The sequence below is a fragment of the Bdellovibrio bacteriovorus str. Tiberius genome (assembly GCF_000317895.1).
Classification (GTDB): Bacteria; Bdellovibrionota; Bdellovibrionia; order Bdellovibrionales; family Bdellovibrionaceae; genus Bdellovibrio; species Bdellovibrio bacteriovorus_F.
The window spans coordinates 3,158,549-3,179,731 of record NC_019567.1; the positions used below are offsets into that span (position 1 = coordinate 3,158,549).

Annotated in this window: 22 protein-coding genes; 13 read left to right on the plus strand and 9 right to left on the minus strand. The window is 49.2% G+C overall.

Annotation, left to right across the window (positions count from 1 at the left end; all coding sequences use genetic code 11):
- Positions 1 to 139 precede the first annotated feature (139 nt).
- Positions 140 to 790, plus strand: a complete 651-nt coding sequence (locus BDT_RS14995) for a TetR/AcrR family transcriptional regulator (protein WP_015092081.1) — start codon at positions 140 to 142, stop codon at positions 788 to 790.
- On the opposite strand, the gene BDT_RS15000 is transcribed toward BDT_RS14995, so the two are convergent.
- The 3 genes from BDT_RS15000 to BDT_RS15010 form a co-directional block, all read right to left on the minus strand.
- Entirely contained in the window at positions 787 to 1,401 is a 615-nt protein-coding gene (locus BDT_RS15000) for a hypothetical protein (protein ID WP_015092082.1), read from the minus strand. The two genes, BDT_RS14995 and BDT_RS15000, sit on opposite strands and share 4 nt — an antisense overlap.
- Positions 1,402 to 1,547: 146 nt before the next feature.
- Positions 1,548 to 2,738 carry a hypothetical protein gene (locus BDT_RS15005; protein WP_148278861.1) on the minus strand — a complete coding sequence of 397 codons (1,191 nt, stop codon included), beginning with the start codon at positions 2,736 to 2,738 and terminating at the stop codon, positions 1,548 to 1,550.
- A gap of 252 nt (positions 2,739 to 2,990) precedes the next feature.
- On the minus strand, positions 2,991 to 4,049 hold the full coding sequence (locus BDT_RS15010) for a sigma-54 interaction domain-containing protein (RefSeq protein WP_041577934.1): 1,059 nt from the start codon (positions 4,047 to 4,049) through the stop codon (positions 2,991 to 2,993).
- 187 nt (positions 4,050 to 4,236) lie between these two features.
- Here BDT_RS15010 and BDT_RS15015 point away from each other — a divergent pair, with 187 nt between their 5' ends.
- Complete coding sequence (locus BDT_RS15015; protein ID WP_015092086.1) at positions 4,237 to 5,121, plus strand: tyrosine-type recombinase/integrase; 885 nt, start codon at positions 4,237 to 4,239, stop codon at positions 5,119 to 5,121.
- Positions 5,122 to 5,124: 3 nt separating this feature from the next.
- Here BDT_RS15015 and recO read toward each other — a convergent pair whose 3' ends face one another.
- Together recO and BDT_RS15025 are read right to left on the minus strand one after the other, a co-directional pair.
- Positions 5,125 to 5,724 carry a DNA repair protein RecO gene (gene recO / locus BDT_RS15020; RefSeq protein WP_015092087.1) on the minus strand — a complete coding sequence of 200 codons (600 nt, stop codon included), beginning with the start codon at positions 5,722 to 5,724 and terminating at the stop codon, positions 5,125 to 5,127.
- Positions 5,721 to 6,707: a hypothetical protein gene (locus tag BDT_RS15025; RefSeq protein WP_015092088.1), complete on the minus strand. Its 987-nt coding sequence runs from the start codon at positions 6,705 to 6,707 to the stop codon at positions 5,721 to 5,723. The genes recO and BDT_RS15025 overlap by 4 nt, the downstream gene beginning before the upstream one ends.
- 124 nt (positions 6,708 to 6,831) lie before the next feature.
- Between BDT_RS15025 and BDT_RS15030 the strand changes: the two genes are divergently transcribed.
- The 3 genes from BDT_RS15030 (at position 6,832) to BDT_RS15040 (ending at position 9,173) form a co-directional block, all read left to right on the plus strand.
- On the plus strand, positions 6,832 to 7,455 hold the full coding sequence (locus tag BDT_RS15030) for a hypothetical protein (RefSeq protein WP_015092089.1): 624 nt from the start codon (positions 6,832 to 6,834) through the stop codon (positions 7,453 to 7,455).
- A 50-nt stretch (positions 7,456 to 7,505) separates the two neighbouring features.
- Entirely contained in the window at positions 7,506 to 8,612 is a 1,107-nt protein-coding gene (locus BDT_RS15035; protein WP_015092090.1) for a fatty acid desaturase, read from the plus strand.
- Between the two features lie 90 nt (positions 8,613 to 8,702).
- A complete protein-coding gene (locus BDT_RS15040; protein ID WP_015092091.1) occupies positions 8,703 to 9,173 on the plus strand; it encodes a hypothetical protein in 471 nt (156 codons plus the stop codon).
- Here BDT_RS15040 and BDT_RS15045 read toward each other — a convergent pair.
- Together BDT_RS15045 and BDT_RS15050 are read right to left on the minus strand one after the other, a co-directional pair.
- Positions 9,170 to 9,979, minus strand: coding sequence for a dioxygenase family protein (locus tag BDT_RS15045; RefSeq protein WP_015092092.1), 810 nt, complete (start codon positions 9,977 to 9,979; stop codon positions 9,170 to 9,172). The genes BDT_RS15040 and BDT_RS15045 overlap by 4 nt on opposite strands.
- Before the next feature lie 150 nt (positions 9,980 to 10,129).
- Positions 10,130 to 11,659: a YiiX/YebB-like N1pC/P60 family cysteine hydrolase gene (locus BDT_RS15050; protein ID WP_015092093.1), complete on the minus strand. Its 1,530-nt coding sequence runs from the start codon at positions 11,657 to 11,659 to the stop codon at positions 10,130 to 10,132.
- A 175-nt stretch (positions 11,660 to 11,834) separates the two neighbouring features.
- On the opposite strand from BDT_RS15050, the gene BDT_RS15055 reads away from it, so the two are divergent.
- The 6 genes from BDT_RS15055 to BDT_RS15080 all read left to right on the plus strand — a co-directional run bounded on the left by BDT_RS15055 (position 11,835) and on the right by BDT_RS15080 (position 18,010).
- On the plus strand, positions 11,835 to 13,301 hold the full coding sequence (locus BDT_RS15055) for a class I SAM-dependent methyltransferase (protein WP_015092094.1): 1,467 nt from the start codon (positions 11,835 to 11,837) through the stop codon (positions 13,299 to 13,301).
- Positions 13,302 to 13,319: 18 nt separating this feature from the next.
- Complete coding sequence (locus BDT_RS15060; protein ID WP_015092095.1) at positions 13,320 to 14,762, plus strand: adenylate/guanylate cyclase domain-containing protein; 1,443 nt, start codon at positions 13,320 to 13,322, stop codon at positions 14,760 to 14,762.
- 144 nt (positions 14,763 to 14,906) lie between these two features.
- Positions 14,907 to 15,638: a 3D domain-containing protein gene (locus BDT_RS15065; RefSeq protein WP_080602427.1), complete on the plus strand. Its 732-nt coding sequence runs from the start codon at positions 14,907 to 14,909 to the stop codon at positions 15,636 to 15,638.
- Positions 15,638 to 16,060: a hypothetical protein gene (locus tag BDT_RS15070; RefSeq protein ID WP_015092097.1), complete on the plus strand. Its 423-nt coding sequence runs from the start codon at positions 15,638 to 15,640 to the stop codon at positions 16,058 to 16,060. Before BDT_RS15065 ends, BDT_RS15070 begins: the two co-directional genes overlap by 1 nt.
- Before the next feature lie 220 nt (positions 16,061 to 16,280).
- Entirely contained in the window at positions 16,281 to 17,609 is a 1,329-nt protein-coding gene (locus tag BDT_RS15075; protein ID WP_041577936.1) for a transglycosylase SLT domain-containing protein, read from the plus strand.
- Positions 17,597 to 18,010, plus strand: coding sequence for a hypothetical protein (locus BDT_RS15080; protein ID WP_235046151.1), 414 nt, complete (start codon positions 17,597 to 17,599; stop codon positions 18,008 to 18,010). The genes BDT_RS15075 and BDT_RS15080 overlap by 13 nt, the downstream gene beginning before the upstream one ends.
- Before the next feature lie 41 nt (positions 18,011 to 18,051).
- Here BDT_RS15080 and BDT_RS15085 read toward each other — a convergent pair whose 3' ends face one another.
- On the minus strand, positions 18,052 to 18,954 hold the full coding sequence (locus BDT_RS15085; RefSeq protein ID WP_015092101.1) for a LysR family transcriptional regulator: 903 nt from the start codon (positions 18,952 to 18,954) through the stop codon (positions 18,052 to 18,054).
- Between the two features lie 95 nt (positions 18,955 to 19,049).
- Between BDT_RS15085 and BDT_RS15090 the strand changes: the two genes are divergently transcribed.
- Positions 19,050 to 20,027, plus strand: a complete 978-nt coding sequence (locus tag BDT_RS15090) for a TerC family protein (RefSeq protein WP_080602428.1) — start codon at positions 19,050 to 19,052, stop codon at positions 20,025 to 20,027.
- A gap of 51 nt (positions 20,028 to 20,078) precedes the next feature.
- A complete protein-coding gene (gene thpR / locus BDT_RS15095; protein ID WP_051026323.1) occupies positions 20,079 to 20,708 on the plus strand; it encodes an RNA 2',3'-cyclic phosphodiesterase in 630 nt (209 codons plus the stop codon).
- Here the strand turns inward: thpR and BDT_RS15100 are convergent.
- On the minus strand, positions 20,658 to 21,050 hold the full coding sequence (locus tag BDT_RS15100) for an Ig-like domain-containing protein (RefSeq protein WP_041577937.1): 393 nt from the start codon (positions 21,048 to 21,050) through the stop codon (positions 20,658 to 20,660). The two genes, thpR and BDT_RS15100, sit on opposite strands and share 51 nt — an antisense overlap.
- Positions 21,051 to 21,183: the final 133 nt, after the last annotated feature.

Below are 21,183 nucleotides of genomic sequence, written 5' to 3' on the forward strand. Positions count from 1 at the left end.
GTTGAATATGTAATCGCTTACATACAAGTTTGTACCCCAACGATGATAAGTATGCAATCAATTACTTAATTGAATATCAATTGACCTTATGATACAGTACCTTATAGATAGTGATTTTAGGTATTTAGGGGGTTTATCCATGTCTGACACATCTCAACTTAAGACTGTTCAGGACGAAAGTTCTGATAGCCAAAAGGGCAAAAAGCGTGACAGAAGTGCTTCTGAAGAGCGCCTGATTGCTGCGGGCATCGAAATCTTCTCTAAGCATGGTTATGATGGCTCCACTACTAAGTTGATTGCCAAAAAAGCGGACGTTAACGAGTCGTTGATTGGGCGTTACTTTGATGGCAAGGAAGGTTTGCTGCTTACCATCGTTGAACGCTTCATCGAAGAAATGCGCAATGAAGAACTCGAATACCCGCCTCAGGAAACCCTGGCGGATGAGCTCGTCAAATACGTCGAATTCAAAGTGGCAAAAAGCCATGAACGCGACTGTCTTGGTAAAATCATCATCTGCCAATGCCTGACAGACAATAAGTTCCGTAAAAAAGCATTGGAGCGCATTCCGATGTTCGCCGATCCGAAGCTGGTTGCCCGTATGGCTCGCTTCCAACAGCAGGGTCAGATCAAAGACAACATCACCTCAGATGAGATCGCTGAAGAAATCGAAACCTATCTGCACGGCGCCTTCCTGTTTGACCTGATTCTTTCCGAAACCCCGGAAGAGGAAGTCGTGAAAAGTGCCCGTCGATTCATCGGGCACTACACTGCCGGGATCACCAAACCCTAGAAGAAATACTTCAGGTTCAAAAGGGCGCTTCCGATAGCGCCCTTTGTTTTTACCGTATCCGTACCGGACGACAGCTTCAGCTCAGTCGTCGTTGAACGCCCAATGTATTCAATCACAAAGTTATCCGCAAAGAACCAGCCCAGGCCGAACAGAACACCCACACCATTCGTGGCTTCACCATCGCCCGTTCCTGCCGGTGTGAATTTATTGATACCATAGGCAAGTCCCAACGGGAGATAAAAGGATTCCCAACGATACAGCGTGCCCGCATACAGGAAGTGAGTCTGGAATTTGGAAGTGCTGCCGGTTGCGCTGTAGGTGATTCCGTTCAGGGTCATCTTGTCCAGATCACGTTCCCCGCCCAATGAAATACCACTGATAAAACCCCAGGAATGTTGAGGTGCGTACCAGGCGTTGAATCCGATCTCGAGGGCGCCTTTGTATTCCAGGTCATAATCAATGTCTGTCGGAGTCCCCGAAACAGTTCCGTCACCGGAAAGCTTCGCCAGATAGTTCGGGCTGTACCCGATCTGAACGCCATATCTCCACTCGGCGTTGGCCGTCGCGGAAAGACCCAAAATCATCATCACTGCTGCTGCGAAAATTCTCATGCTGTACTCCTGAGTGCGCGTGGATTGATGATCTTTCGGGGGCCGCAAATGTGTAAACACAAAATAAATTGTTTAGGACCTTGGTCTTTTAAAAATGAAAAAGGCCCGTCGTTTTACCGACAGGCCCTTGGTGATTTTGGTTTTGATTACTCTGGCATTGGCAGATCGATGATCAGGCCGCCATCTGGTGGTGGAGGCGGAGGAGTCGTCACCGGATCAAGCGGCGCTGGTGGCTGCTGGGATTCCTGCTTTTTCTTCTCTTCCTCTTTTTTCTTTTCTTCGTCTTTCTTTTTCTGTTCGTCAGCTTTGCGTTTCTCGTCGGCTTTACGCTGTTCTTCCTGACGGCGTTTTTCCTCGTCCTTGCGCTTCTGTTCTTCCTGCTGTTTGCCGGAATCTACAGACGGCTGGGAAGGAGTCGTCGGAGCTGTCGGTTTGGAAGGCTGCTGCGGGATCGGCTGTGGCTTTTCCTGCTGCTTGCGGTTTTCCTCGTCCTTACGACGTTGTTCTTCTTGTCTGCGCTGTTCATCAGCTTTGCGGGCTTCTTCCTGCTTGCGCGCCTGGTCTTGCTGTTGTTGCTGCTGGCGGCGAGCTTCATCGGCCTTGCGCTGGTCGTCCTGGCGGCGTTTTTCTTCAGCCGCTTTTTTCGCAGCCTCCGCTTTGGCAGCTTCGATACGGCGTTGTTCTTCGATGCGACGACGTTCAGCTTCGGCACGAGCGCGGGTTTCAGCGTCGTGTCTTTCCATACAAATACGGGCTGCCGCTACACCGGACTGACCCTTCCCACGGAACTCTTCGATAATACATTTATTAAGAGTGTTGTTCGTGCCATTTTTGCAAAGTCTCAAAGCATCATACTGCAGACGTGCGTTTTCAACTTCCTGACCGCCCTGACGGTAAAGATCAGTGACACACTTATCAAATGTTGGGTTCACAGTCTGACGACAGATGAACAAAGCGTATTCGCGGTATTCAGATCCGAAGGACTTACGCACATTCAAAGTACAGTCCTGAACCTGATAGTTGGAACCCACGCCATTGGCGCAGAAGAAACCAGACAGCTCAACATTATCATCACCAAAACGACGGCTCAGATCCACCGTACAGCGCTGGAATTCCGCATCGGTACGACCGTGCGAACAGGCTGCATCCGTGTTGGAGCTGAAAGTTCCCAACTGGGAATAAAGACGGTCCGAACACTCAGCGATGCTCACCACTCGCGAAGATGATGGCGGCGGCGGCGCTGGCGGATTGTTGTTGCCATTTCCACGCTTGATCCACGCATTGGCAGCGCTGGACATGGCAAGAATCGTCAATAATGTTACAGAAGCGCGTTTCATATGAACCTCTATTATCAAAGTTCTGTGGTGCAATGCCTGCGCCAAAACCATCTCAATTCTGTACGTTTTGGAGTATTTTACCTGCGCACAAGTTTGACAGCAGTGCCGCTTTCTGCGGCGAGAAGGCCGGTAATCCCAAACAGTTCCAGGGGCTTAAACGACAAAAGGCCCCGCAAAGGGCCTTTCGAAGAGAGAAAGAGAACACCCGGAGTGGAAAGAGAGAGGAACCACTCCGGGTTGCTAGTACAAAAACTATTTCATTGGCTTCGTGTGAACCGCGAATTTTTCGAATTCGCCGTACTCATGAAGTTTGTTATAAAGGGTCTTGATCGTGATACCCAGGTTGTTTGCAGCCTGAGTTTTGTTGCCACCGAAGTGAGCCAACGCTTTCAGGATGTAACGCTTTTCAAGCTCATGCAAAGTCATCGCAGGATCGTAAGCGATAACGTCTTTTTCAGCTTCACCGTTACGGATGTTTTCCGGGATATCATTCAGCATGATCATGTGACCGTCAGACAGGATCTGAAGTCTTTCACACACGTTCTGAAGTTCACGGATGTTACCCGGCCACTCATAGCGAATCAGAGCCTTCATCGCTTCTTCATTCACAGAACGACCACGGTTCAGGTAGGCGTGCTGGGAATTGTTCAGGAAGTGATTCACCAATGCAGGGATGTCTTCCTTACGACGACGCAGAGGCGGAGCGCTTACCACGATCGTGTTGATACGATAGAACAAGTCCTCACGGAAGTTGCCACGAGTCACTTCCTGGTCCAACTCACGGTTGGTCGCACAGATCAGACGAATATCAACTTTGATTGGGTCTTTGCCACCTACGCGGTAAACTTCGCCTTCCTGAATGAAGCGCAAAAGTTTAGCCTGGATCGCCGGATCCAATTCACCGATTTCATCCAGGAACAGAGTCCCGCCGTTAGCCGCTTCAGCCAAACCGATTTTGCGGTTGTAAGCGCCAGTGAAGGAACCTTTTTCGTGACCAAACAGCTCAGACTCAAGCAATGTCTCACGAAGAGCACCGCAGTTGATCGCAACGAAAGGTTTGTTCTTACGGCCAGAACGCTCATGGATGGAACGAGCGATAAGCTCTTTACCTGTTCCGGACTCACCCAACACAAGGATGTTAGCTTGGGATGGAGCTACACGGTCGATCATCTTCATCAAACTGCCCATCACTTCGGACTGATAGACGATGGTCTTGTTTTCAACCACTTTGGAAGTTTGATTTGTGTTCCACATAACTTGGTTTGCATTCTGAGAAGAGGGCAAAACAGTCGTTGAGTTGTTTTCGTTCATAGCTCCACCTTTCGGTTTACGTACTTTTTAAAACTTGGGTGGGCGTCTCAATTTGAATATCTCGCTTTGATACGCCGCGACAACGCATTGAGTTATAACTTTGGTCGTGTAGTAATTGCAATAAAAATAATGCACGACGTTAACTTTTTTTTAGGGTCTCAACCCTAATATAGGGATTTTCAGGGCTATGGCGAAGGCATTTAAGCTTTCCGAAAATATAGATAAATACCTGAAATACATGACTTTTATTAAGTCTGCATCCCCCCTTACAATCAAACACTATTCCCTGGATCTGATGCAGGCCTTTGATTATGAAAATCCCTCAATTAAGGCCAAATCTATTTCGGAGTCCGAATTACTATCCACTGCCCGAGCTGCCTTCAACCAGTGGGCGCACTTGTCGCTGGCATCGAGAAATCGCAAGGCGGCCACTCTGAAAAGCTTCTTTTCCTGGGCCTTCGAGGAAAGCCTGACCGAGAAGGATTTGTCGATGCAGATCACCTGCCCCAAAGTCCCGAAGAAGCTTCCGCATTTCGTAAGTGTGGATGAAGCTTTATCTGTCCTGAAAAGCTTTGATAGCGAGACGAAAATTCCTCTGAAGGAAAAAGTTCTGTTTCTGTTGTTATACGGAGGCGGTCTGCGTGTGAGCGAAGCCTGCAATCTGAAGTGGAATGAAGTGCAGACCACCCAGAAAGTTCTGCGCGTGAAGGGAAAAGGCTCTAAAGAGCGTGTTGTCGCCCTGCCCTCTTTGACCGTGGATGTTTTGCTGAAGTGGAAAAAAGAAAGTTCATTTGACGAATACGTCTTTGGCGAAAAGCCGCTGAATTCCCGCACTGCTTACGAGATGGTTCGCCAAAGTGGCATTCGCGCCGGGCTTTTAAAGCCCCTGCATCCCCACGCTCTTCGCCATAGTTTTGCGACCCACTTACTAAGCAGCGGAGCGAATCTGCGCACTCTGCAAGAACTTCTGGGTCACGAAAGCCTGCAAGCCACAGAAAAGTACACCCATCTGGGCATCGACCAGCTGGCTCGCACCATGGAAAACCTGCATCCATTAGGTAAAGGAAAGTAAGCTTTAAAGAGTGGCGTTCACGATATAGTGACGAACCATCTGTTCAACGTTCTTCAGTTCATCATCCACAGTCTGACGATAGGACACCAGCTGATTGCTGTCGGCCATGTTGGTCTTAAGAAAAGGCGCCATCCAGGGTTCGGCATCCACCACACCCTGCTGCAGCAGAAACTTCAGATAGAAATGCATTTTCACGATCAGCGGATCCTGGGCCGTTTCAAGCGCGCGCAGCGTGTGCCCCAGAAGGTTGAACAGGAACTCGGAATGCCGGTCGCCTTCCTGACTGACTTTGCTGACACATTCCAAGATGTGCAAAGCCAGCTCCAGACGGTCATAGTCCGTGCGAAGTCCGGCAAAATCGTTGATCAGCGTTGCTTCCTGCAGGACGTGCAGTTTGCCTTCTTCCGCGGATTGTTTGTAAGTCAGGCTGACAAAATGAGTGGGTTCCAGCACGCCACCGCCGAAACGTTTTTTGCTTTTCAGCGCTCCCCGGGCCATGAAGGACAGCTTTTCGCCTTGAGTGGAAATGGCATGCAGAATCAGATCCGATTCGGAGTATTTCATTTTCTTGAGAATAATGAAGCGATTCTGGGCTTGGGTCACACATTCCAACTTTGCTGGGCTTTGATATCTTCATACGAAGATATCAGCAGCTTGGCAAAGTCTTTTGTCGCCAGCAATTCCGGCCCGACTACCAGCAGGCCACGCAGGCTGTCAGAGGAAGGAACCGGCTCCCACCAGTGACGGAACATTTTCATGGCATTCCACTGGCACATGTTGGTGGTTTCCAGCTTCTTCCAACCCTCTTGGGCTGAAAGCCCCAGCTTGCTGAAAACTTTTTGTGCCACAGCTTCAGCACTGACATCAGGAAAAACACACAGCGCCCGGTCATACAGGCGCGCACTGCCGGGACTCAGGAAAGACCGAGCCACGGTCGCCATTTCGGATTCGAACTTTTCCACCAGCAATTGGTTCACACTGCGCCCGTCACGAGCCTGCGTCAGTTCTTTGATAAAATCCACTTCCGACCAGGACTGGTTTTGCACCTGCAAGGCCGGTGAACGGAAACGTTCGCCCAATATCGCCACACTGACGGTGGGTGCGTAAGAACACAAACGAACCGTGTAAGGGCGAATCTCAACTGACTCATGAAAATGTCTGGCGTGAGAAATACGGAAAGAAAAAATGCGCTTTTCATTCAACAGACGATCCAGCTCGTCGGCGAAGGGATATAATTCCCCCGTCACCGGATGATCCTCACTGAACAACACAAAGCAGGTTTCTTTCTTAAGACTTTCCACCCACTCTTTCACGTCGGTGATTTGAGTGTGCGAACGTGCATTCACTTCGTAGGTTTCTTTGTAATAATATCCCAGCAGACCTTCAAACACAGAGGTCTGTCCCTGCACAACACCAATGGCTTTCTTGTGGGACATAAAGTGAGCAGTGCTCTGAGAAACTTCGTAAACCGCCTGAGACAGGCCCTGATAAGCACGCGCACGAATTCGCGGCGCCAGCCCCAAACAGGTTTTCACTTGATCGTTCAACTCTTCCCAGGTCTCAGGGCGCACAACATCGATGAGCATACTTCACTCAAGGCTAGCAGATTCCCCGACAAAAGAGAGTGAGACAAAGGTCTTATTTTAAGACGTGGTTTTGAGAAACCTGCCAAGGAACATTACAATGGAATGGTTTTCCGGGAGTTCGTTTATGCGTCTATTTAAAATTTTGATCCTTGGTCTTTCTGTTTGTCTGATTTCTCCGGTCGCTCAAGCTCGTGATCTTTTCGAAGCTCGCCTTTCTTATGGCATGCTGAACTCGGATCCGGATTTGAATTCCTTGTGCGTGGGTTGTGCGAGCTCTGCTCCCAGTGTGACTCCGTTTTATGGTCTTGGCGCAGACGGAATTATCACGCTTCCTATTCCCCTGCTGCCCGGAATTGGTATTCGTTATGAGAATATGGAATTTTCCACGTCTAAATCCGGACTGGACTATACTGCCAATTTCAGCCGAACAGCGCTGCTGCTCAATTGGCGTCCCATTGATAATCTGATCTATGCTGGTCCGATCCTCACATACGGCCTGTCCCACTCGACCAAACTGAAAGTCACGGAATTTGGTGTTGAAAAAGCCAATTATTCCGCAGGTTCTCCCAGCTCGTACACGGTGGGTTTGGAAGCAGGCGTAAAGCTGATTGGCTTCTCATTGGGGGCTGAGTTCGGATATCAGAATTTCCAATGGAATGACGCGACAGACTCGACTGGTAACGCACCCTCTCAAGACATCAATATGAATGGGACTTACGGTAAATTTATCCTTGGCTTTTCCATTTAAGTATTGAAATTATGGCGCCTCTGATACACTTAGCAGTACGAGGTGCCCACATGACTAAAAAACGTATTGAATGGCCAGTGGCTTTATTTTTGGTTCTAAACCCACTGATCACTCTCATCCTGGCTCCCATTTACTTCTACAACTTCGGCTTCCAATGGGACATTCTTCTTTTCGCTTTGATTTTTGCTGCGGCTACAAATCTGGGTATTACTGCGGGTTATCACCGTTTGTTCTCTCATAAAAGCTACGATGCTCACCCACTGGTAAAAGCTCTGTTCCTTTTGGTCGGTGCTTCCGCTTTCCAGGGTTCTGCATTGAAATGGTCCTCCGATCACCGTCGTCACCACACACACATTGACGGCGAAAAAGATCCTTACAACATCAACGAAGGCTTCTGGTACGCCCACATGGGCTGGATGTTCTTCAAGGACTCTGTAGATCAGAAAATCCACGCTCCGGATCTTGAGAAAGACTGGATGGTGAAATTCCAAAACGATCACTATGTTCCAATCGCGATCCTGACGGGCTTCATCTTCCCGATGCTGGTGGGCTGGGCGATGGGCTCTTGGTTGGGTGGTCTGGTGATCGCAGGTGGCCTGCGCATCGCTTTGACTCAACAATCCACTTTCTTCATCAACTCTCTTTGCCATACTTTGGGCAAACAGACTTATTCCAAAGAAATCTCTGCCCGTGACTCTTGGTTCGTGGCGATTCTGACTCATGGTGAGGGTTACCATAACTTCCACCACAAGTTCCAGATCGACTACCGCAACGGGATCAAATGGTACCACTGGGATCCAACTAAATGGGTGATCCGCACTTTAAGCGCCATGGGTCTGGCGACCAAGCTTCGCCAGATCTCTAACGTTGAGATTCTTAAAGCCCGCCTGCAGGCTGAAGCAGCCGAACTGACCAAACACGGTTTCGCTGAAGAAAAACTGGCACAAATGAAAGAAAAGATCCTGGAAGCGCAGAACAAAATGAAGAAACTGCGCGAAGACTATGAACAGTTCAAGTTGGATGCTGTTCGCAAACGTGAAGAACTGAAAGAAGCTTACGATCACAAACTGGAAGAACTTCGCCGTGACATGGAAATTGCCAAACTGGAATTCCAGATGGGCATGAAACAATGGCGCGTGTATCTGCGCTCTGTCTAGATCCAGTTGTCATTATTGACATAGGCGTTGACGCCAGCACGAGCCCACAACTTTAATTGGTTGTGGGTTTTGTTTTTTCAGGAGGTTGCAATGCTTAAAACTCTTTCTGCGGTGATCTTAAGTGCCGGGTTGACCTTGTCCCTGCCCGCTTCGGCTGATGGCTTTGCGGCGACTTTTAAGGCGAAATACCTGCCAAAGAAGCTGGCCTCTGTAACCCCCGGCAAAACCACCAAAGCTGAAGTCACCAAATTGCTGGGTAAGCCGTTAAAAACTGAAAACAAAGACACGCTGCTGTTTTATAAAACCGGCAGCTTGGACTATGACACCACTATTGAAATCAAAGACGGCAAAGTGCAGTCCTTCTATCACCGTATTCCTGAAGGCAACGTGCATTTGAAGGATGTGCAGGCCCTGCTGCCCGAAGATGCCCAAAAAGATGAATCTGAAGTGGGTCACGGCGAAGGCACCGAAACCCAGATTGAACATGATGGGGTTCGCCTGGCGGTGAAAAACACCAAGACCTCTCCGATCGTATCGTATTTTGAATCCGCAAAACCTTAAGCTTTGATCCCGACATCCAGACTGGCAACAAAGCCGGAAGAATAATTTCCGGACTGGATGCTGGCCATCTGATAAGCGGTCCCGTCGCTGAACACATTGTCCGTGGCAAAGCTGATTTTGTTGAAATTGGTTTTGCTGGCCGAATACCCCGAAGCATTGTTGTACACGGAGCTGGACGTCGCCAGCGGGAACGTCAGCTGTGAAGTTCTGACGATATAACTGTCATCCACAGCTTCGGCCATGCTGGGATAGATCTCGAAATGAATATGGGTCATACGACCGTCATAGCATCCTGGGAAGATCGTCTGAAACGTCACGCTGCCATTGCTGTCGGTCTGCTGCACGCCACGCAGATAAGTTTCACTGGTTACGCCGGATGAATACATGGAATACTTGCCGTTGATATCACAATGCCACAAATAGATCGCATACCCCGCCAAAGGCGCACAGGACGCGTTCACATCAAGCAAATTCAACGTCAGGGTCAAAGGCACCCCGGTGGCTGTCGAGCTGCCCGTATAACCACCCGTATTCAGACTGCTGCGAATATCACTGCGAACAATGCCGTTCAGTCTTAGCACATTGATGGCGCTGTCATCATGGGCTGGATACGGTCCCGCAGTTTCTGAAGGAATCTGGGCACAGCTTCCACCATTGCCATCACTGACAGACTCTGCGCCATCAGCCACGGCATTGGAAAAGTTCGTTTGGGAACAACCCGCAAGCACTCCCCCTGCGGCCGCTCCGAAAAGGGCGATTCCACCGTATTTGATCAGCTCTCTGCGAGACAGTCTTTTGATTTCCATATCCTCTGATTCCTTTCAGACAGAACACCGCCGTCTTGAACACAGAATATCAAGGCACTATGGATTCAGTATGGAGCCCTAAAAAGCCAAAAGCCGCAACCTAGGACAGGTGGCGGCTTTTAGCGCTTCCATTTGATATGGAAATCCTAATTATTCACACTTTTTGCTCTTATTATAGAAGAACCAGTGGAACTTTGATTCATCCGGAAGTGGCTTATTATCTACCGTCATCGGCTGCTTACGGTACTCTTGATGCTTTTTACAATCAGCCACACGATATGCTTCGTTGATGGCCAGCATGTCCTGGAAGGACGGCAGATAGCCTTTTTTCTGATAAAACTCTTTCTCTTTTTCATAGATGTTCTTCTCAAGCAGGGTCGCTACCGCTTCAAACTGCACGTTTGTTTTAATGCTGTCTACAGGCATGTACTTAGGCAATGTATCCTTCGCCACACCAAACTGACGAACCATTTTGGCAAAGTAAGCCTTCACACTGTGCTGAGGTGCCCAGTGGAACGTATAGTCCTTATCAATCATCCAGCCATAAACACTTTGCATGACGGCATCCTGCATACGCACCTGACGAAGCAAAGGCATGAAGCGGTATTCAGCAACGAAGTCAAAACGCGGATCCACTTCGATGTCATAAGGCGAGAACAAGGAAGTTTTGGTCACACCCAAAGAACGTGGATAGTCCGTGTTCTTAAACTTGGAAACGGTGCTGCGATATTTTGGAACGATAAACTGACCGCCGGAAGCTTTGTCGTAAGCCATGCGGATAACTTCAGAGCAGAACAAGGATGAATAATCATCGTCGTCCATGGCAAAGTCATAGCGAATGCCTTTTTTGCGATCCAACGCCCCTTTGGCGTGGTCGTACATAAAGCGCGCGGCTTTCTTTGCAAGGGCCTCATCCGGTTGACGATACAACGCCACACGCGCATCTTCAGCCTGACGCCATTTTTCCAGCGGAGTCACAATCACCCCGTACTGAATCAATGCTTCAACGATGTATTTTTTCCCCGCCTTGTCTTCGCCCACGACAGCCAAGTGCGAGAAGTTGCCTTCTTCATCAGAGATACGGGCAATCATCGCTGAAACATAGGACTTACCACGGATCAAAAGAACGTCCCCGCTCTTCAGCTCAAAGCCCGAGAATTTTGGATTTGTCCAGGTGTCCGGCTTTGAATTCACCATGATCGGTGTCTTTTTAAAGGTGAATACCTTGTTCGTATACAGCCAATCCAACAGGTACTCTTCAGAGAATCGCGCATACTGGAAGCCTTCACGCATTTCCAGGATACATTCTTTGCTCAGTTCGTTTCGGGACTCGAACTCCTGCAATTTATCATGCAAAGCCACGCGGATCTGGAAGATGGTATCAATCACTTCAGGTCCGACGGACTTCAACTGCTCCACTTCGGTGGCATTCTTTGGCAGGAAATGATCTGCCGGCAAATAATATAGATAGTCGGTGACCTTGTTCACAAAGCCCGCGCAGGTCCTGGCATTAAACACCTGAGGATTGCCGATGTCGGCCAGAACCTTGCGGCTGCCAGTGATCAGCTCATCCGTGCTGGCCGGATGACGATAGGTTTTAACTTCAGATTTAAATGGTGATGTGCAGGCCGTAACCAACCCCACCGCCGCAGCGGCACCCAATAAAACGAGCTTCTTCATAAATAATCTCCTAATTAGTCCCTTTCTTTTTCGGTTACTTAAGGAACAAAACCAACTGGACCAAAGTATAATAAGACCGTTCCCCCTGCTTTGGTCCCGTATTCTTTGTAGCCCATAAGTACGATAAGAGCCTTGCTTAGTTTTGCATCAGTTAATTCAACTTAGAGGAGTCAGCATGAGCGGCAACGGCGCTATGAAGCAGGAATTTTTCCAGATCGATGAAAACACACGTAAAAAAGTGATTCGTCAGGATCGCAATGATATTGAACCTGGTGCCTGCTTCCTTAATATCCCCGGCCGCAACCTGGAAGTTCTGAATATCTCAGCTTTCGGTTGTGCAGTTTTGGTTCCGGGCGCTGAGTACGCGGACCTGAAAGCCTGGTGGGATAAAAACCCGCACTTTGAAGCCGACGTTCTTTACAAAAATATTCAAACCCAGCACGTTTCCCTGCGCTGGGCACGCTCTGAAAACCACAGCAAGTCCGTGACTGGCGAAATGATCGTGGGCTTCGAGGTTCTGGGCGAACCTTTGAAAGTAGACCGCATCAAAGCTTTGGAAGTGTCTTCTGAAGTTATCAACGCGCAGACTGAATATGCCATGCATCTGGCGCAACTGCCGGCGGAATTCAAAACATTTGTCTATGAAATGAAAGACTGGCTGGAAAAACTGAAATCCCGCATCGACAAGCTGGAACAAGAATCCCCGGTCGACAGCTGGAAAGAAGCTCAAGACTATCGCATGACGATTGCTGATTCTGTGTCTGATTATCTGGGCCAGGTCATCCCGATGAAATACGCGGATGTTCCGAAACTTGTGAAAAACTTCACCCCTGAGCAAATGAAATGGGCCACGGACTTTGCCCGTGAACAAGTGGGTTACTTGGTTTACGGGGCTCCATTTGCCAATCGTGCGTATTTCAAACCACGCGGCTATGCCGGTGACTATGAAATGATGAATCACCTTTATCGCGATGAACTGGTTGGGAAAACTTTGTTTGACCAGTGCATGCACAAATACTTCATTGACGAACCTGCCGGTGCGGCGGTGAAAAACCGTGGTCAGTACCTGTTTGAAAAGATCACCCAGCTGTTTGAGCGTACTCCGCCGACAGCGCCGGTGAAGGTTCTTTCCGTGGCCAGCGGCCCGGCAATGGAACAGCAGATCTTCCTGCAAAATGCGGCCCCTTACTATGGCCGCCCGGCTGAATTCACGTGCCTGGATCAGGATGAAGAATCTTTGAAACACGCACAAAGACAATTGCACTCAGTAGAGCGCTTTGTGAAATCCGGCTTTAAATTCAAATTCAACAATATGGCGATCCGCAACGTGATCGCGGCTGGCTGTCCCGAGACAGATTACGATCTGATCTATTCTGCCGGCCTGTTTGATTACTTCACAGAACCTGTGGCGCAAATGGCAGCACAAAAAATGCTGGCGTCTGTAAAACCAGGCGGCCATGTCGTGATCGGCAACTTCAGCAAGGACAACCCTTGTGTGCCGTTCATGGAACTGGTTCTGGACTGGCATCTGATTTACCGCTCTGAAGAAGACCTGTTGCGTATTTTCAAAGGCATGGGTTCCAAGATCTGGGTGGAAAAAGAGCCTCTGGGTGTGAATCTGTTTGTTGTGATTCAGAAATAGGAAGCTTTGAGGAACTGAATGCTGGGGAAAGAAATCACCACCTCACAAATGCGCGAGTTTGAGGTGATTGAAGAAATCAGATCTGTCCTGCGAGTCATTGCAAACTGGATGGCCGTGCCTTTGTTCATGGCTTTCTGGATTGCCGATCTGATTTACGTTCCCCAGTTCAAATGGCAGTTCCTGGGTTTGCGCTTGTCCATAATACCTCTGTGTATGCTGGCCAAGTACGAACTGCGCAAGGAACAAAGCTTTACCCGCGCGCAGTGGTTTGCCGCCCTGTATGCGGGCCTCATCGCTTTACCCATCAATATCATGATCTATTTCATTCCTGACGTGGGCACCGGCTACTACGCCGGATTGAATCTGGTGGCTATCGGAGGACTGTCGTTCATTCCGTTTTCCACGGGCTTCTTTGTTGCCACCGCTTTGGGAATCTATCTGCCCTATTATCTGTTCACCGCTCTGAAAATCCAGTCCGCTCCGGATCTGTGGCCGGTGGTCTTGAATTCATTCTTTATTGTCGGCTCTATCGTGATTTGCTTCCTGATTCGTTTCTTCCACGAACAGCTGCGCATGCGCGAAATCAACAGCCGTCTGGCCCTGAAGGCCGAAATCGCCAACCGCGATCACATCATTAAGTCCAAAACCGAAGAAGCCGTCCGCCTGAACACTTTAAGCACCCAATTCAGCCCGCAGGTGGTGCAAGCCATCCGAGAAGGCAAAGTGGATCTTGAAAAAGGCGTCCGCCGTGCGCAGATTTGCGCCATCTTCGTGGATATCGTGGGTTCTACTGAACGCGTGGTCCGCCTGGATCAGGCCAAGGTGGATCTTGTTTTGGCAAGATTCATGGACACGGTCGTCAGTATCTTCCTGAAATACGACATCACTATCGACAAATTCCAAGGCGACGGCATTCTGGCTTTTGCCAACGATCCGATCCGCTATGGGGACTACACACAAAGAACCTGCCTGGCTGCCTTGGAAGTGCGCGAAGCCCTTCGCCAGGACCGCGAGTTCTATCTGATGAACTGGAAAAAAGAAATGCAGATTCGCATCGGTATTTCTGCTGGATACGCCAACGTCGGTTTTTACGGCAATAAAAAATTCTTCCGTTCTTACACGGCTATCGGTGCCCCGCTGCCGTTTGCTTCCCGTCTGACGAACCTGGCTGAACCTGATCAGATCCTGATTGATTCTGATATCGCCCAGACTCTGCAGTCGGAAGGCTTCGCCGTAAAAAACATCGGTGAACGCGTGATCAAAGGCTTTGAAGGCGACACTCACTATGTCTTTGAATTGAATCAGGCACCGATCGTGCGCAAGGATGTTTCAGCAAGCTCTTGCCCTCACTGCCCGGATTCAATCCTTTATTTGGACACCAATGCCCAGGGCCACTTCGTGATGAAGTGCCGCACCTGCGGTTACGAAGCTGCGGAAACTCAGGCGGTCAGTTCTTTATAGAACCCCGCCGTTCCGTGCCTTACCGGGAACAAAACATCTCATCCTGAGAATATGTAAAGACTGACATACACTGTCCAATCGCCAACCACTGAGCTGCAATTCAGAGCCAATACGAGTGGGCCTTATTTTGCTTTACTAAGCAGTATGCAAACTTTCAAATGTCTCATTCAACATATTAAAACTCCGAAGTGGCTCTATAAACCCTTTGTTCTCTTTGCCATGGTGGCGACGGCCAATGCCAGCAGTTCCCAGCTGTGCAAAAGCGGCATCGCAACCACCAGCACCTACTTCGTTCCTCATATCAAGGACTACTGTTCCGGCTCCAAACCCTGCAAGAAGTTCCTGAAACAAGTGCGCATGCAGGGTTCTGGCACTCTGTCTGGCAACCGTCTTTTGACCTATACAGGTAAAACACGCAGCCTGGGATCCTGTGATACCGCCTTCGGCGCCAGTGGCAAATGCCTGATCCCGTTCTTTTCTGTAGCTGCAGACCCACGCTATTACAGCATGGGCGACATTATTAGAATGCCCGCCCTTGAAGGAAAAAGAATTCGTATGCCCAATGGAAAAACGGTCATCCATCCTGGGTACCTGATTGTGCATGACACGGGTGGAGCGATCAAAGGTCCCAACCGCTTCGATATGTTCACGGGCTCTTATGGCCTGAATGATAAAGACAACGTATTTGGATACAAAGGCAGCAGAGACTTGCGCATGACGGATGTCAACGACTGCACTAAGAGCTTTAGCACCGTCCGACGCAACTCTTATGATTACCAGAACTCTCTGGCGATGTTGGAAGATATCTTGTCGGACGTTTACAGCAGCAAACGCTCCATCGCTTCCTATCAGTCTTACAAGAAAGGATCCCGCTAATGAGCAAACTTAACAAATGGACCCTCTTTACAGTCACGGCCCTTCTTGCCTGGTCCAACACTTCATGGTCCGCGGAATCCATCGACATGAATGAACCACCATTCTATATGTCATCTTATGACGAATTTGCAGACCTGCAGCAGGACCAGAAGGACCTTTACCTGCAAAAGCTGCTAACCCTGAAAGAGAAAATTCCCTCTCTGGATTACGTCAACAAGGAAAAGCTCGATGAAGGTTCCGAGTGGTATGCCACTTGGGATGGAATGCGCAAAAAGCTGTACAACTCCTGCCAGGAAAAAGAACTGATCCCGGCATGCGAAGAGTTCGCAGATCTGCGCATCGAGGTTCTGAATCTGCACGCCAACCAAAAAGAAGAAAACCGCAATGCGACGGCTGCGGTTCAAACAGCAAAGACCAAATAAGAGTACATAAAAGACGACTGCACAAAGGGCCTCTTTCCTGGGGCCTTTTTCTTTTTTAAAGCCCCTCCTTCACATGTAGAGCCTTTTGACACCCCGATGACCGTTTAGGCCTTTCACACCCCCGGTCTCACTCTGAGACAGCAATCACCCCCGCAAGTCCTTGATAATTGTGGAATCCCCTTGGCAGACCTCTTGCTCTTTAAGGCCGTGAGGAGGCTTCATGAAAGCTACCACACCCCATTTGTACAAAATGCTGTTTCTAACCCTTTGCTTTAGCATGGGCTGGAATATGAAACCTGTGGACTTCCATATGGAACTGGCTTCCAAGGAAGAAAAGGGTCTGGCCGCGCCATTCACCCTGGGATCCTCCAAATCCATGACTGAAAACAATAAAATAGACGAAACAGCTTCTGAGCCGATTCCTATTATTGAGCACGCCTTGGATAAAATTGAAAAAACCAAAAGCTTCCAAAGCCTGTTTGGCTGGGGTGACAACGTTGCCAATCGCAACTGTGACACCTGCCAGGAGGAAATCCGCAACATGCGCTACATGCAGTGCAATGCCCAGAACAACTATCTGGAAGCGGAAATGAAAACGGCCGTGGAATCCCAGAGCAGTCTTTTGGGTGATCTGATCCGTGCTCCGATCAAATCAAACTCCATCATTAAAGCTTCGTGCATTCAGATGGGGATGAACACGAAATTTGGTGTTAGCAGCAAAACTTTCCGTCAGTGTAACGCCGCAGGAGCTGCCCGCCAGGCATTCCGACCTTGTATCTCTGAGAATTACTTCAAGATGGTGAACAACAGCTTTGAACTGGTCAGTTCTTGCATGAAGGACTTTATTGCTCCGGGCAAGGATGAAGAAACCCAGAATCTGGATGTTCGCGCCGTTTATGCTTTGATCAACATTGAATCCGGCTTCCACGTCAACGCGATGAGCGGCACCGGAGCCGGTGGTATCGGCCAGTTCACCGCCCCTGCAATTCAGGATGTGAACTCCAACGAACTGAATGCTGTTCGCATCTCTTTGGAAGGCAACAAGAACCCGCTGTGCGGCCGCCTGTCCATGGAATTGCTCGACAAAATGGAACCAATGCGCGCTGGAAAGGCCCAGTCCTGCGACCGTATCTCTTTGAAAAACGGCAACCCGATGAAGAACATGATCTACACTTACGCTTATCTTAAAGGCGTGAAAGCAGACATGAACAACATGATCTTTGAAAACAAGAACTACAAAAACAAGTTCCGCATGTCGGAATTTGACCTGAACAAAATCAAACGTGCTTTGATGGTTTGGTCCCATAACACGGGCCCGGCTGGCACCTGGACACCGGCAAAAACTTTGTTGAATTCATTCTACAGAGGCAAAACCGTAACCAACGCTGATCAGTTCATCCAGCAAATGCAGCAGTACATGCAAAAATTCCCGGCCAGCGCCAATAAATCCAGCGCTCGTCGCAAGGAAACGTCCCGTTATTTCCCTGAGATCACAAAAACTTTGAATAATATCGAAAACGCAGTAGGAGGTGGCACATGCGTAAACTAGTGATGATTCTGGCTTTCGTTCTTGCCGGCAATTCCGCCATGGCTTTTCAGGATCTGCAAACGTACCGCGCGACGGACGAGCTGATCAATGCCATGCAGCTGGAAGGTGACACTTCCGTGCGTTTGCGCCAGCTGGAATCCTATAAGGACTTCCTGTATTCACGACTGAACACCATTGAATTACCTGACATTGAAACCACGCCGGACACGGATCCTCGTCTGGAGGAATACCGCAGTCTGACTGAGTTCGACAACTACGTCGCCCTGATCCGCATGCGCCAGGTGTCGGCAAAGTCCTGCAACTCCACGAAGGTGCACATTGAAAACTCCACCAGCCGTGATGGCGGTGTGGTCCCGGAAGCGGTGGAAGCCCTTAAGATCCTTTCCGCTCTTTGCACTTAACAAACTAAAAAACAAACGGCGGGTCTCCCCGCCGTTTTCTTTTATAAAGTGAAACCCTTCATCAGTTTTGCCGCGATCGGATTATCGATCTTGCGGTTGGCCGCCATCAGCCAGATCTCTTCATAGATCCCCGGCAGAGTGCCCAAAACCACCAGCTTTTTTTCCCGGATCAGATCTGAAGCCGCGACTTCCACAATCGGAATCAGCCCTACACCCTCTTGCCCCAGCAGCTTTTGCAAACTGGTGTCCTGAGTTTCTGCGATACGGTCCACGCGAATGCCATTGATTGAGAAATAATGTTCCAGATCACGGCGCAGACGACTGTGAATGGTCGGGAAAATAAACGGCTGACCTTCCAGTGAATACGGAAAATCCCGACGCAGATGTTTGTACTTCGCCGAGGCACACACAACCACATCAAGCTTTGCGATGGATTTGGCATAAACAGTCTGGAAGTCCACGTTCGGAGGATAATTGGAAAGCAGCAGATCAATCTGATGGGCACTGAGCTCGCGAAGCAAATCGTTGCTGGCACCTTCCAAAACTGAAACCGCACAGTTCCCTTGTTTGTAGGCCTGCAACACCACTTCTGAAATGATCGGCTTGGGTACACTGTCCAGCGCTCCGATTTGTACGTGCACACGGTTGTTCTGCAAACGGTCCTGCAGAACCTCCACCATTTCCGCCCCTAGGCGAAACACCTGATCGGCGTATTCATAGGCAATCTTCCCGGCTTCTGTCAAAAACAGGCGTTGTTTGCGTCTTTCAAAAAGATTCTTCCCCAACGACTCTTCCAGCTGCTTTAATTGAATACTAAGAGTCGGTTGACCCATGTTCAGCTTTTCAGCGGCCTTGGCGATACTGCCCTCTTTGGCAATAACGTGGAAATAGTGCAGATGATGGTAGTTCAGCCATTGAACCTGATTTTCGATACGAACGGGCATGTTTCACCTCATTGCTTTTAGCGAATAACTTAATAAAGAATATCTAATTTTTAAAACATCCAAAAGTCTTTATACTGCGCTCTGGAGGTTTTACTGTGTCCGAAACGTTACTATTCCCTTTTGCTGACTTCTGGTGGTTTTACGCAGGTTTCATCGCCTTTGTCATAGGTATGCTTGCCCTGGATCTGGGCGTATTTCATAAACACTCACATACGGTGAGTTTCAAGGAAGCCACGATCTGGTCGATTGTTTGGGTGTCCATCGCGATGCTGTTCAATCTGGGTTTGTACTACTACACCCTGCATCTTTACCCCGAAACGCCCGCCATCGCCAAACAGGTGGGGCTGGAGTTCCTGACCGGCTATGTGATTGAAAAGTCGCTGTCCATCGATAACATTTTCGTGTTTGTCGTGGTCTTTAGCTTCTTCTCGGTCCCGGCCAAGTACCAGCACCGCGTGCTGTTCTATGGTATCCTGGGCGCCCTGATCTTCCGTGCGATCTTCATCGCGCTTGGTTCCGTCCTGATGCAATACCAGGCTGTGGTTCTGATCTTTGGTGCATTCCTGATCATCACTGGTGTGAAGATGATGTTCCAGCCGGACAAAGAGGTCGACCCGTCCCAAAACTGGCTGATCAAATGGCTTAAAAAGCATATTCGCGTTGCGGATCGCATGCATGAAGATCATTTCTTCATCAAAGAAAACGGCGTGAAACTGGCGACTCCATTGTTTATTGCCCTGGTGTTCCTGGAGTTCACGGACATCATCTTTGCGGTGGATTCCGTGCCGGCGATCTTCGCTATCACGAAAGAGCCTTTGCTGGTGTTCACATCCAACATCTTTGCGATCCTGGGTCTGCGTTCCCTGTACTTCCTGCTGGCGGGTGTGGTTGATAAATTCCACCTGCTGAAGTACGGCCTGGCTCTGACCCTGATCTTTGTCGGCCTGAAGATGGTATGGCTGAACAAGTTGTTCGGCGGCCACTTCCCGATTGGCATCTCTTTGGGAATCATTTTCGCGTTCATCGGTGGCTCTATTGCCGCTTCCCTGATGTTCCCGAAAAAAGAAGCTTAATCCATTAGACAAGCCCCCTCATAACAGCGATCATAGTTATGAGGGGGCTTTATGACCAGACGACTGTTCCTTGCTCTCAACGCTACCGATCCTTTGGCAGACACCTTTCTGCCGACCTTAAAGAAACTCAAAATCAATGCTGATCGCCGTGAAATAATCGTGAAGTGGGTCCCGACGGACAACTACCACGTCACTATTACTTTTTTAGGTGACCGCCCCGAAGACGAAGTTCAAAAGGTTGCCGAAGCGCTGGCCAGCGTGTGCCAGAACTTTGCCCCGTTTGATCTGAAGATCGAGGATGTCGGTGCGTTTTCAAACGAACACGACGCCCGGGTTCTGTGGCTGGGTGTGCAGAACAAAAGAAGTCTGAATGAATTCAAAGAAGCTCTGGATCGCGAGCTGGTGGAAAAAAATCTGCTGCCGCAAATTGAAGAGCGGGCATTTTCACCGCATCTGACTTTTGGAAGACTTCGCAATCCGCGAAGTGTGAAGGATATGATCTCGCCGTTTAAACGCAAAAGTTTCGGCAAAATTCATGTCACGGAAATCGTGTTGTATGAATCAACACTGCAAGGGGCCTTCCCAGTGTACAAGCCCCTCGCCCGTTGCAAGCTGACCGGAAGCGCCGACCTAGCGGATGGCGTTCCCGAACAAACGGATATAGATATTACTTTCACGTAGGTGAACAGTGACATCACCCCAGTGACCACCTGTCGTGGAGGGGCTGAAAATCACACGGATCACACACTGCTGCCCCGGCATAAGGATCTGCGGGCAGTTGGTGTTCACGCGATATGCGAAAGAACCCTGAACACTGATACCACGAATGAATGTGGAATCAGGGCCGTTGGCCGTCAGAATGAAATCCTGAAATCTGGCAGAATGAACAAAAGAAGTCCCGAAGTTATAATTAAGATACTGATCCAGAGCTTTCGTTTCAAGATTCAGCGGCTGAACAGCCACATCCGCCAAAGCAAATGCCGGAGCCAAAACCAAAGCGATCGCCATCAAAAACTTTTTCATAGAATCCCCCTTCTATGACTTAAGTCTGGCAGGGGAACCAAAGCGCGGGCAAACAAAAAGGGAGTCTTTCGACTCCCTTTTTGACGCATTGTAGATGTAAAAAGTCACCAGGCACCTTTTAGCGGCTGATCAA

What these genes read in the sequence shown, in the direction of transcription:
- BDT_RS14995 (WP_015092081.1), top strand. Translation starts at nt 140, where the DNA reads ATGTCTGACACATCTCAACTTAAGACTGTTCAGGACGAAAGTTCTGAT.
- BDT_RS15000 (WP_015092082.1), bottom strand. Translation starts at nt 1,401, where the DNA reads ATGAGAATTTTCGCAGCAGCAGTGATGATGATTTTGGGTCTTTCCGCG.
- BDT_RS15005 (WP_148278861.1), bottom strand. Translation starts at nt 2,738, where the DNA reads ATGAAACGCGCTTCTGTAACATTATTGACGATTCTTGCCATGTCCAGC.
- BDT_RS15010 (WP_041577934.1), bottom strand. Translation starts at nt 4,049, where the DNA reads ATGAACGAAAACAACTCAACGACTGTTTTGCCCTCTTCTCAGAATGCA.
- BDT_RS15015 (WP_015092086.1), top strand. Translation starts at nt 4,237, where the DNA reads ATGGCGAAGGCATTTAAGCTTTCCGAAAATATAGATAAATACCTGAAA.
- BDT_RS15025 (WP_015092088.1), bottom strand. Translation starts at nt 6,707, where the DNA reads ATGCTCATCGATGTTGTGCGCCCTGAGACCTGGGAAGAGTTGAACGAT.
- BDT_RS15030 (WP_015092089.1), top strand. Translation starts at nt 6,832, where the DNA reads ATGCGTCTATTTAAAATTTTGATCCTTGGTCTTTCTGTTTGTCTGATT.
- BDT_RS15035 (WP_015092090.1), top strand. Translation starts at nt 7,506, where the DNA reads ATGACTAAAAAACGTATTGAATGGCCAGTGGCTTTATTTTTGGTTCTA.
- BDT_RS15040 (WP_015092091.1), top strand. Translation starts at nt 8,703, where the DNA reads ATGCTTAAAACTCTTTCTGCGGTGATCTTAAGTGCCGGGTTGACCTTG.
- BDT_RS15045 (WP_015092092.1), bottom strand. Translation starts at nt 9,979, where the DNA reads ATGGAAATCAAAAGACTGTCTCGCAGAGAGCTGATCAAATACGGTGGA.
- BDT_RS15050 (WP_015092093.1), bottom strand. Translation starts at nt 11,659, where the DNA reads ATGAAGAAGCTCGTTTTATTGGGTGCCGCTGCGGCGGTGGGGTTGGTT.
- BDT_RS15055 (WP_015092094.1), top strand. Translation starts at nt 11,835, where the DNA reads ATGAGCGGCAACGGCGCTATGAAGCAGGAATTTTTCCAGATCGATGAA.
- BDT_RS15060 (WP_015092095.1), top strand. Translation starts at nt 13,320, where the DNA reads ATGCTGGGGAAAGAAATCACCACCTCACAAATGCGCGAGTTTGAGGTG.
- BDT_RS15065 (WP_080602427.1), top strand. Translation starts at nt 14,907, where the DNA reads ATGCAAACTTTCAAATGTCTCATTCAACATATTAAAACTCCGAAGTGG.
- BDT_RS15070 (WP_015092097.1), top strand. Translation starts at nt 15,638, where the DNA reads ATGAGCAAACTTAACAAATGGACCCTCTTTACAGTCACGGCCCTTCTT.
- BDT_RS15075 (WP_041577936.1), top strand. Translation starts at nt 16,281, where the DNA reads ATGAAAGCTACCACACCCCATTTGTACAAAATGCTGTTTCTAACCCTT.
- BDT_RS15080 (WP_235046151.1), top strand. Translation starts at nt 17,597, where the DNA reads ATGCGTAAACTAGTGATGATTCTGGCTTTCGTTCTTGCCGGCAATTCC.
- BDT_RS15085 (WP_015092101.1), bottom strand. Translation starts at nt 18,954, where the DNA reads ATGCCCGTTCGTATCGAAAATCAGGTTCAATGGCTGAACTACCATCAT.
- thpR (WP_051026323.1), top strand. Translation starts at nt 20,079, where the DNA reads ATGACCAGACGACTGTTCCTTGCTCTCAACGCTACCGATCCTTTGGCA.
- BDT_RS15100 (WP_041577937.1), bottom strand. Translation starts at nt 21,050, where the DNA reads ATGAAAAAGTTTTTGATGGCGATCGCTTTGGTTTTGGCTCCGGCATTT.